This window comes from Amaricoccus solimangrovi, from assembly GCF_006385685.1.
Taxonomy (GTDB): Bacteria; Pseudomonadota; Alphaproteobacteria; order Rhodobacterales; family Rhodobacteraceae; genus Amaricoccus; species Amaricoccus solimangrovi.
In genome coordinates, this window is sequence record NZ_VFRP01000057.1 from 1 (window position 1) to 10476 (window position 10476).

General features: G+C 70.0%; 6 protein-coding genes and 3 pseudogenes. 4 read left to right on the top strand and 5 right to left on the bottom strand.

Features of this window, described 5'->3' with window-relative positions:
• Positions 1–234, bottom strand: a pseudogene (locus tag FJM51_RS22595) (hypothetical protein); the annotation flags it as partial.
• Between the two features lie 52 nt (positions 235–286).
• Here FJM51_RS22595 and FJM51_RS24245 point away from each other — a divergent pair.
• Both FJM51_RS24245 and FJM51_RS24250 read left to right on the top strand, forming a co-directional pair.
• On the top strand, positions 287–1255 hold the full coding sequence (locus FJM51_RS24245; protein WP_210240397.1) for a sulfatase-like hydrolase/transferase: 969 nt from the start codon (positions 287–289) through the stop codon (positions 1253–1255).
• Between the two features lie 118 nt (positions 1256–1373).
• Entirely contained in the window at positions 1374–1904 is a 531-nt protein-coding gene (locus FJM51_RS24250) for a LamG-like jellyroll fold domain-containing protein (RefSeq protein ID WP_210240398.1), read from the top strand.
• Positions 1905–1990: 86 nt separating this feature from the next.
• On the opposite strand, the gene FJM51_RS22605 is transcribed toward FJM51_RS24250, so the two are convergent.
• Positions 1991–3301, bottom strand: a complete 1311-nt coding sequence (locus tag FJM51_RS22605; protein ID WP_140456368.1) for an MFS transporter — start codon at positions 3299–3301, stop codon at positions 1991–1993.
• Positions 3302–3905: 604 nt separating this feature from the next.
• On the opposite strand from FJM51_RS22605, the gene FJM51_RS22610 reads away from it, so the two are divergent.
• Positions 3906–5420, top strand: coding sequence for a multicopper oxidase family protein (locus tag FJM51_RS22610; protein ID WP_140456369.1), 1515 nt, complete (start codon positions 3906–3908; stop codon positions 5418–5420).
• 71 nt (positions 5421–5491) lie between these two features.
• Here FJM51_RS22610 and cueR read toward each other — a convergent pair whose 3' ends face one another.
• Entirely contained in the window at positions 5492–5896 is a 405-nt protein-coding gene (gene cueR, locus FJM51_RS22615; protein WP_140456370.1) for a Cu(I)-responsive transcriptional regulator, read from the bottom strand.
• Between the two features lie 134 nt (positions 5897–6030).
• Between cueR and FJM51_RS22620 the strand changes: the two genes are divergently transcribed.
• Entirely contained in the window at positions 6031–8523 is a 2493-nt protein-coding gene (locus FJM51_RS22620) for a heavy metal translocating P-type ATPase (RefSeq protein ID WP_140456371.1), read from the top strand.
• A gap of 205 nt (positions 8524–8728) precedes the next feature.
• Here FJM51_RS22620 and FJM51_RS26015 read toward each other — a convergent pair.
• Together FJM51_RS26015 and FJM51_RS22630 are read right to left on the bottom strand one after the other, a co-directional pair.
• A pseudogene (locus FJM51_RS26015) lies at positions 8729–9058 on the bottom strand (transposase); the annotation flags it as partial.
• A pseudogene (locus FJM51_RS22630) lies at positions 9055–10282 on the bottom strand (IS256 family transposase). The pseudogenes FJM51_RS22630 and FJM51_RS26015, both read right to left, overlap by 4 nt.
• Positions 10283–10476 lie beyond the last annotated feature (194 nt).

The following is a 10476-nucleotide window of genomic DNA, read 5'->3' on the forward strand; positions in this document are numbered from 1 at the left end:
GATCAGCACGCGGTCACGCCATTCGGAAAGCCGATGCGCCGGCACGTTCAGTTCCCGCGACAAAGCTTCCAGGCTCTCGCCCCGCATCAGCCGTTGCACAGCCGCCAGTTTCATCTTCGCCGAAAAGCGCCTCCCCGGACTGGCCTCGGCCCCGCCGCCGCCAGCGTGTGGGGCGCGCGTCGGCGGGGCCGAAGCCTCCGTCGCGCCAGGTTTCACGTCGCTCTTGTCGTCCATGCTCTACCCCCGTTCCTCGGGAAAGTAGCGCTCGACGCTGTCTCAAGAAACCGTGCCCCGGCCCAAACCGGACAAGCCATGGTTCGCCTATCTCGCCCCGGCGGCCACCCACGCCCCGCATCAGGCGCCGAAGGAGCTGATGGACAAGTTCAAGGGCAAGTTCGACATGGGCTGGGACGCCTATCGCGAGCGGACCTTCCAGCGGCAGAAGGAGATGGGGATCGTCCCCGGGAACGCGGAGCTTACGCCTCGGCCCGCGAGCCTGCCCGCCTGGGACAGTCTGAACGACGACCAGAAGCGGCTCTCTGAACGGATGATGGAGGTCTTCGCCGCCTATGGCGAGCAGGTGGACGAGGAGGTCGGACGCGTCCTCGGCTACGTCGGGACCCTGCCCGACGCCGACAACACGATGATCCTCTACATCATCGGCGACAACGGTGCTTCGGCCGAGGGCGGCTTCGACGGCACGTTGAACGAGAACGCCTTCTTCAACAACTACCTGATGACCACCGACGACATGCTCGACCGCGTCGACGAGATCGGGACCGAGCTGCATTTCAACCATTTTCCGGCCGGCTGGGCCTGGGCGATGGACACGCCGTTCCAGTGGACGAAGCAGGTCGCGAGCCACCTCGGCGGCGTGCGCAACCCGATGATCGTGAAATGGCCCGCCCGCTACGCGAAGGGCGGCGAGAAGCGGACGCAGTTCCTGCACGTGATCGACGTCGCGCCCACCATCCTCGACGCCGCCGGAATCGCGGAGCCGCGCAGCGTGAACGGCACGGCGCAGGCGCCGATGCAGGGCAAGAGCTTCCTCTCGACGCTCCCGGATCCCGAGGCGCCGGAAGTGCGGACCAGCCAGTATTTCGAGATGGTCGTGAACCGCGCCATGTACAAGGACGGCTGGTGGGCCGCCTCGCTCGCGTTTCGAGCCGTGGCAACCGGAGCGGGGCGACTTCGACCCGCTCAAGGCAAAGTGGGAACTCTACAACCTCGACGAAGATTTCACCCAGGCCCGTGATCTCGCCGCCGAGAACCCGGAGAAGCTCGCCGAGCTCGAGGCGCTCTGGTGGGCCGAGGCCTCGAAGAACAAGGCGCTGCCGCTCGACTGGCGCGGCGCGGAGCGCTTCAGCGCCGAGGTGACCGGCAAGCCGAACCTCGCCGGCGACCGGAAGAGCTTCACCTATCCCGGCCGCCTCGCCGGGCTCCCCGAGGCCTCGGCGCCGGACCTGAAGAACAAGTCCTTCGGCGTGACGGCGCGCGCCGATATCGCCAACAACGCGAATGGCATGATCTTCGCCCAGGGCGGCACCACGGGCGGCTGGGCCTTCTACCTCAAGGACGGCAGGCTGAAGGCGGCGCACAACTACATCGACGTCGAGACATACGATGTGGCGAGCGACGCTCCCGTCGCGGCGGGCGCGCACGAGCTCAGGATGGATTTCGCCTACGAAGGCGGCGACAAGATGGGCGGCGCCGGAACCATCACCCTGTCCGTGGACGGAACCCGGGTTGGCACGGGCAAGATCGGGCGGACCACGCCGTTCAAATACTCGTTGTCGGAAAACCAGGACATCGGCACCGACACCGGCACGCCGGTGACCTATGACTACACCACGCCGTTCGACTTCCAGGGCGAGCTGGAGCAGGTCGTGGTGGACCTGCGGTAACCGGACTTGAGCCGAGCTCGCGACAACAGATGTGGCGAGGTCGGCTTCCTCGGCGGGCGGCGCGGAACGGGTCGGGCCGGGGCGCGTCAGGGGCGGACCGGCCAGACCCTGTGCAGGTCGTCGATGACGACGGGGTGTCGGTGATCCTCCACCCCGTACCGACGCAGGTGCGGATGGCCGGGAGGCAGGTCGTCGTGCCGGTGCGGCGGGGCATCGGGTTCCGAGGCCGGCCAGAGCCGGAGCGCGAGACCAAGGCCGAGGGCCGCGAGCGCGGCCATGACGAGGAAGGTCGCGCCGAGGCCGAACCCCGCGCCGAACCTGCCCGCCAGCGGATAGGCGATCAGCCAGCAGGCGTGGCTCAGCGCGAATTGCGCGGCGAAGAGCGCCGGCCGGTCCTCGGTCCGCGCGGAACGGCGGAGCAGCCGCCCGGTCGGCGTCTGGGTCAGGCCGGAGCCGAAACCGATCGCAAGCCAGAGCGCCATCAGCGCGGGCAGCGATCCGGCGAGGGGCCCGAGCGCGGTGCCGAGGGCCAGAATCGCGGCGCCCGCCATCATCGGCGGGCGATCCGGCATCCGCTCGAGCAGCCGCGGCAGAAGCAGCGCCGCCGCCATCGAGCCGCCGCCGAAGGCCGCGAGCGCCAGTGCCACCTGCGATTCGCCGAGGCCGAAGCTTCCCTTCACGATGACGACGGTGTTGACGATCACCATCGCCCCCGCCGCCGCCACCGCGAGGTTCAGCGCCAGAAGCCCGCGCAGGCGCGGAGTGGCAAGGCAGATCCGGATGCCGCGCGTGGTCCGGTCCCAGACGCCGCGGGTGGCCGCGGGCTCCGGCGAGGGGAGCGTCACGGTCAGGACCAGCGCCGCCGAGGCGAGAAAGCCGATCACGGTGCCGCCAAAGAGCACCGGGAAGCTCACGACCGTGAGCAGCGCCGCCGCCAGCATCGGCGACAGCAGGCTTTCGAGGTCATAGGCGAGGCGCGAGAGCGACAGGGCGCGCGTATATTCCGCCTCGTCGGGCAGCACATCGGGGATGGTCGCCTGGAAGGTCGGCGTGAAGCCCGCCGATGCCGCCTGAAGCAGAAAGATGAGCAGGTAGACCTGCCAGACCTGCGTCACGAACGGCAGCGCCAGGGCGACCGCGGCGCGGACGAGATCGAGAGCCACCAGCAGCGCCCGGCGCGGCAGGCGGGTGGCGAGGGCCGAGGCGATGGGGGCGAGGACCACGTAGGCGACCATCTTGATCGCCAGCGCCGTGCCGAGCACGAGGCCCGCGTCCTCGCCCGCGATCCGCCAGGCGAGAAGGCCGAGCGCGACGGTGGCGAGGCCGGTGCCGACGAGGGCGATCACCTGGGCGGCGAAGAGATGGCGGTATGTCCGGTTGGCGAGAATGACGAGCATCGGAGCCTCCGCGGAGTTGCACCATGGTCCGTGGCCCGGGGCGCCCGGGCCAGGTCCGGGATCGCGGCCGCCGGCCGGGCATGCCTCGTCGTATCCCCGAGAGGGAGGATGGGGCAAGATCCGGTTCGGAACGCGTAAATTCGGTGTGACGCCGAAGTCTTCGCTCTTGCCTCCGGCGCGAGCTCGGCCTTTGACTGGGCATGCGATCCACCGGAGTACCCGCCATTCGCATGCTGGCCGCCCTTCTTCTGGTCTTGTCCGCCTGGGCGAGCGCCGCGGGGGCCGGCTGCGCCATGGCGATGCCGGCGCGGATGCCGGCGGCGCACGCGCGCCACGCGATGGGCGGCGAAAGCGAGATGCCGGCTCATGCGCCTGCCTGTGGCCTCGCCTGCCTCGTATCCTGCGCCTCGCAGTCGCCCTGCCTTCTTCCCTCCGCGGCTTCCGCTCCGGATCTCCGGGAACGGCCGGCCGGCTCAGCGCGGATGCGCCCGCTTCCTCCGGTCTCGGCCGCGATCCTGCCGCCCTGGCGTCCTCCGCGATCCGGTGTCCCCCTCCGTTCCGCCTGACACCGACATCCGGTCGCCCGACCGCTGGAGACACTGACATGACTCGTCTGACCCGACGCGGCTTCCTCGCCGCCGGCGCCGCTTTCGCGGCCGCCCCCGCCCTGCCCCTGCCCGCCCTGGCCGCGGCGCCGCGCCAGCTGCGGGCCACCACCCGCGTGCTCGACATCGACGGCCGCGCCGCGACCGTCTGGAGCCTGCTGAACGAGGCCGGCACCCCCGGCCTGACGCTCGATCCCGGTGAGCGATTCTCGGTCGAACTGGCGAACGAGTTGCCGGAGGCGACCCTGATCCACTGGCACGGGCAGATCCCGCCGAACGCGCAGGACGGCGTGCCGGACATTCCGGCGCCGCTGCTCGCGCCGGGCGGGCGCCGCGGTTACGATTTCGCGGCGAAGCCCGGCAGCTACTGGATGCATCCGCATGTGCCGCTGCACGAGATGCGCCTGCTCGCCGCGCCGCTGATCGTGCGCGAGACGGCTTCGGCCGACCGGCAGGAGGTGGTGATGTTCCTGCACGATTTCACCTTCGCCGAGCCGGAGGAGGTGATGGCGCGGCTCGGGGCCGGCGGGCACGACATGGTCGGCGAGGGCGGCGTGGCGGATCACGACGCGATGGACCAGGGGATGATGGACCACGGCGGCATGGACCATGGCGCGATGGATCAGGGCGGGATGGACCACGCGGGCATGTCCGGCATGGCGGGCATGTCCGGCGCGGGCGGGATGCCGGGAATGTCCGGCGGCATGGCGATGGACATCAACGACTACGAGTTCGACGCCTATCTTGCCAACGACCGCACCCTGAACGATCCCGAGGTGGTTCCCGTCGAACGCGGCGGGCGTGTGCGCCTGCGCGTCGTCAACGCCGCGGCGATGACCGGATGGTGGATCGACCTCGGCGGGCTCGAAGGCCGGCTCGTGGCGGTGGACGGGCACGCGGTCGCGCCGCTCGCGGGCGGCCGCTTTCCGCTCAGCATGGCGCAGCGGGCGGATATCGAGCTGGAGATCCCGGGCGAGGGCGCGTTCCCGGTCCTCGCGCTGCGCGAGGGCGCGCCTCAGCGGGCGGGGATCGTGCTGGCGACGGCGGGGGCGCGGATCGGACGGATCGAGCCGATGGGCGCGGAGGCGACGCCGGCCCTGGATCTCGAAACGGAGCTGCGCCTGCGCGCGGCCGAGCCGCTGCCGGAGCGTCCCGCGGAGGTCAGCCGGATGCTGATGCTGGAAGGCGCGATGTCGCCCTATCGCTGGACCATCGACGGGCGGACCTGGGACGATCACCTGCCGGTGGAGGCGGTCTCGGGCCAGCGCGTCGAGATGACCTTCCACAACATGTCGATGATGGCGCATCCGATGCATCTGCACGGCCACGTCTTCCAGGTCGTCGCCGTGAACGGAGCCCGCTTTCCCGGCGCGGTGCGCGACACGGTGCTGGTGCCGCCGATGGCCGCCGTCACCATCGCCGTCGACGCGGGCGAGCCGGCGCGATGGATGCTCCACTGCCACCACATGGCGCATCTGCAGACCGGCATGATGACCGAATTCCGCGTCGCCTGAGGCCCGCGGCCTTCCCGCGCCGGAATGTCCCTGGCGCGGGAAGGCCCTCGCACATTCCGGCGGCGCGTCGGTCAGCCGTCGCTCTGGCCGGCGGAACCGGCCAGATCCTCGAGGATCGGGCAATCCGGGCGGTCGTCCCCGTGACAGCGGTGGACGAGTTCGCCCAGCGTCGCCTTCAGCCCCTGAAGCTCGGCGATCTTGCGATCGATCTCCGCGAGCCGCTCCTCGGCCAGCGTCTTGACGTCGGCGCTGGCACGGCCGCGATCCTCGTAGAGCGAGAGCAGCGCGCGGCAATCGTCGATGGTGAAGCCGAGCGACCGCGCCCGCGCGAGAAAGGCCAGCTTGGCCGCGTCGCGCGCGCCGAAGGCGCGGTAGCCGTTGCCGCCGCGCGACGGGCGCACCAGGCCGATCTCCTCGTAATACCGGATCGTCTTCGGCGGCAGGCCGCTGACCTCGGCCACGTCCTTGATGTTCATGTCCCGTCCTCCTTTCAGCGCAGGATAAAGGTTCCAGTCACCAGAAGGTCAAGCCCGGACACCCCTTGACCTTCCAGTGACTGGAAGGTCTATCTCTGTCGTCGACTCGATTCATCCCGCCCATGGAGGCTTCCATGTCCGACACCTCGCACACCCATTCCCATGCCCACGACCATGGCGGCGGCTGCTGTTCCGCGAAGGCGGCCCCCGCGGAGGGGGTGATCCGCGATCCGGTCTGCGGCATGACGGTGGACCCGTCGAAGGGCAAGCCGACCGCGGCCCATGACGGGCGGACCTTCCACTTCTGCTCGGCCGGCTGCCGGGAAAAGTTCGTCGCCGCCCCCGAGACCTATCTGACGGCGAAGGATCCGGTCTGCGGCATGACCGTCGACCGCGCCTCGGCGCGGCACATGGCCAAGCACGAGGGACAGCGGTTCTACTTCTGCTCACCCCGCTGCCAGGAGAAGTTCGAGGCCGATCCCGAGAGCTTCCTCGGCGACCGCCCCGCGCCGACCGCCCCGGCGGGCGCGAAATGGACCTGCCCGATGCATCCCGAGATCGTGCGCGACGGCCCGGGCGACTGCCCGATCTGCGGCATGGCGCTGGAACCGATGATGCCGACCGCCGACGCGGGTCCGAACCCCGAACTCGTCGACTTCCGCCGCCGCCTCTGGATCGGCGCGCCGATGGCGGCCCTCGTCGCCGTGCTCGAGATGGGCGACCATCTCGGCCTGCCGTTCCGCGACTGGCTGGGACCGACGGTCTTCCTCTGGACCCAGGCGATCCTCGCCACCGCCGTCGTCTGGCTCACGCGGGTGTTCTTCCGCCGCGGCTGGAACTCGATCGTCAACCGCTCGCCCAACATGTGGACGCTGATCGCCATCGGCACGGGCGCGGCCTGGCTGTTCTCGATCGCGGCGCTGCTGGCGCCGGGGATCTTTCCGCATGCGATGCGGCACGATGGCGCGCCGCCGGTCTATTTCGAGGCGACGGCGGTGATCCTGATCCTGGTGCTGATCGGACAGATCATGGAACTGACCGCCCGTGACCGCACCGGCGACGCGATCCGCGCGCTGATGGACCTCGCGCCCAAGACGGCCCGCCGAGTGCGCGACGGGAAGGACGAGGACGTGCCGCTCGACGAGGTGCGGGCCGGCGACATTCTCCGCGTCCGCCCGGGCGAGGCGGTGCCGGTCGACGGCGCCGTGACCGAGGGGCATTCCTCGGTGGACGAGAGCATGATGACGGGCGAGCCGGTACCGGTCGAGAAATCCGTCGGCGACGCGGTGACGGGCGGCACGCTGAACCGGACCGGCGGCTTCCTGATGCGGGCCGAACGGGTCGGCGCCGAGACCACCCTTTCGCGCATCGTGGCCCTGGTCGCCCAGGCGCAGCGCAGCCGCGCGCCGATCCAGGCGCTGGCCGACCGGGTCGCGAACTGGTTCGTTCCGGCGGTGGTGGCGGTCGCGGTGATCGCCTTCCTCGCCTGGTGGATCTTCGGCCCGGCGCCGGCGCTGTCCTACGCCTTCGTCGCCGCGGTCAGCGTGCTCATCATCGCCTGCCCCTGCGCGCTCGGCCTCGCCACGCCGATGTCGATCATGGTCGCGACCGGGCGCGGCGCCCACGCGGGCGTGCTCATCCGCGACGCCGAGGCGCTGGAGCGGCTCGCCAAGGTCGACGTGCTGGTGGTCGACAAGACCGGAACGCTGACCGAGGGCCGGCCCTCGCTGACCGAGGTGGTGCCGGGCGCCCTGCCCGAGAGCGAGGTGCTCGCGCTCGCCGCCGCGCTCGAACGCGGGTCCGAGCATCCGCTCGCCGAGGCGATCGTGGCCGGCGCCGAGGCGCGGGGCGTCGAGGCGCCGGAGGCGCGGGATTTCGCGGCCGTCACCGGCAAGGGCGTCACCGGCACGGTCGGCGGGCGCCACGTGGCGCTCGGCAACGCGGCGCTGATGGAGGATCAGGGCATCGCCCCCGGCGATCTCGCCGCGCGCGCGGCCGAGTTGCAGGCCGAGGGCCGGACGGTGATGTTCCTCGGCGTCGACGGCGCGCCGGCCGGGATCGTCGCGGTGGCCGACCGGATCAAGGACACCACCGCCGAGGCGATCCGGGGCCTGCACGAAGCGGGCATCCGCGTCGTGATGGCGACCGGCGACGCCGAGCCGACGGCGCGCGCGGTGGCGCGGACCCTCGGTCTGGACGAGGTCAGGGCCGGCGTCAGCCCCGAGGGCAAGGGCGCGCTGATCGAGGAACTCCAACGCGGAGGGCGCTCGGTCGCGATGGCCGGCGACGGTGTCAACGACGCGCCGGCGCTGGCGGCGGCCGATGTCGGCATCGCCATGGGCACCGGCGCCGACGTGGCGGTCGAGAGCGCCGGCGTGACGCTGGTCAGGGGCGATCTCACCGGCATCCTGCGTGCGCGGCGGCTGGCCGAGGCGACGATGGCGAACATCCGGCAGAACCTGTTCTTCGCCTTCGTCTACAACACCGCGGGCGTGCCGCTGGCGGCGGGCATCCTCTACCCGTTCCTCGGCATCCTGCTGTCGCCGGTCTTCGCCGCGGCCGCGATGAGCCTCAGCTCGGTCTCGGTGATCGGCAACGCGCTGCGGCTGCGATCGGCCAGGCTTTGAACCGGAACGGCCGGGCGTGCGAAGACGCGCATGCCCGGTCCGGACATGCGAACTACCGGCGGTGAGCGCGCGCTCGTAGCCAGCAGGTCTCGAAACCCCGCCGCCACGACCTCGCCCTCAACTTTTCCGGCGTGGACTTCGAGCCTTCCGGCGGGTTCACCGCCTAGCACTACTTTGGCAGATTTTTGCCGATGCGATAACCTCCAGAGTCCATGGCCAGCGCGAAGCGGATCGTCTGCGACAGGCCGCTGTCGCGCCCGTCGTAGAAATACCGCTGTACGGTCGAACAGGGCGGGAAATCCTTCGGTGGTTGGACCCACTGGCAGCCGGTCGTCGCGATATGGAGGATCGCGTTCATCACCTCCCGCGGATCGGTCGTACGAGGACGCCCGAGCCGGCTCGGCGGCGGCATGAAGGGCCCCATCAGCGTCCACTCCCGATCTGTCATGTCGCTTGCATAACGCGGGTCGTGTCGCGAATGTAATCGAAATTCCCTGGCAGCGCGCTCTGGGCATGTGGAGTTGGCTCCGTTCAGGCCGCGAGGTCAAGTGGCATCGGCTCGAGGGGCTGAGAGAGGGTCTCCCAACCGTCGACCTTGCGCATCTGAATCTGGCCGGAGGCCAGCAGCGCCCAGAGCAGCATGGGTACGGTCTCGGCGCGGGGCAGCACGGTCTGGGTCTTGATCCTGCGGCGGAATTCCTCGTTCAGTCGCTCTATCGCATTCGTGGTGCGGGCCGATTTCCATTGCGATGGATCGAGCCGGGTGAAGCTGAAGAGCCGGTCGCCCGTTTCCTTGAGGCTGTCGGCGACAGCGCGGCACTTGAGGCGCCATTTCCGCAGGAACATCTTGCGCCTGAGCGCGATCCCCGCGGCGGTGTCGGCATAGATCATGTCGCGGTAGTCCTCGGTCAGCTCGTCGTGCAGGTGCTTGGGGGCATGCGCCAGGAGGTTCCTGTGCTTGTGAACCGTGCAGCGCTGAATCGGCAGGTCCTCGCCCCAGAGTGCGACGAGGGCGGCTTCGAGGCCCGGAGCGCCGTCGACGATCGCGCACTCGGGCCGCCGCGGACCGCGGGCATCGAGATCGGACAGGAACTGACCCCAGGCCGCGGTGCTCTCGCCGCCCATGTTGCGGATGGACAGCAGCACCTTCTGCCCGTCGCGACGGACGCCGATCGCGGCCAGAACCGAGATGTTCGTGGCCTTGCGGTCCAGCCGGGTCCTGATGACGGTGCCGTCGAGAATGAGCCGCACGATGTCATCGGCGGCGAGGTCGCGGGTGGACCAGGCATCCCAGTCGATCTTCACCTTGCGCCAGGCGCGGCTGACCACGTCCTTGCTGACGGCCCCCTCGAACAGGCCGACCAGCGCCCGCCTGACACGCCGCGTGTTGGTCCCGGCCAGATAGACCGCGGCGATCAGCGCCTCGGCCCTCTTCGTGAGCCGCTGATACCGCGGCAGCGCCTTCGACCGCCATTCGCTGGCCTTGCCCGCTTCGGTCTCGATCCGGGCATGGGGGACCCGTATCGTCTCGGTGCCGAAAGTGCCCGTCAGCTGCCGATCCCGGGGGACCATGACGATATCCCTTGGCCCGCCCTTCGCCGCGGCCATAGCGGAGCCGGCCGAGAAATTCGGCCAGCTCCTCTTCGAACATCGCCTCGATGGTGGCGCGCACGTTCGCCCGCAAGCGCTCCTCGAGCGGATCGAACCCGGCCTCGTCTGCCAGTAGCGCAAAGTTCGCGGTGTCGGTAATCTCGTTCATGGCGTGATCTCCCTGGCGGTTGCAGCCGCTGGTCGGGTGGGTGTCAGTTTACCCGGAGATTACGCCGCCAAGCAATTTCCACCAATTCCGAGACACGACCTCCACCGTCTGCCGGATGGAGAGACGGCTGCTTTTGGCAACGACAAAGCTGGATTGAAACGGCTGATACGCTGGCTGGGAACCAACGTGCGCCG

Bases quoted from the DNA above. Each gene is read 5' to 3' on its own strand.
- FJM51_RS22605 (WP_140456368.1), bottom strand. From the start codon at position 3,301: ATGCTCGTCATTCTCGCCAACCGGACATACCGCCATCTCTTCGCCGCC.
- FJM51_RS22610 (WP_140456369.1), top strand. From the start codon at position 3,906: ATGACTCGTCTGACCCGACGCGGCTTCCTCGCCGCCGGCGCCGCTTTC.
- cueR (WP_140456370.1), bottom strand. From the start codon at position 5,896: ATGAACATCAAGGACGTGGCCGAGGTCAGCGGCCTGCCGCCGAAGACG.
- FJM51_RS22620 (WP_140456371.1), top strand. From the start codon at position 6,031: ATGTCCGACACCTCGCACACCCATTCCCATGCCCACGACCATGGCGGC.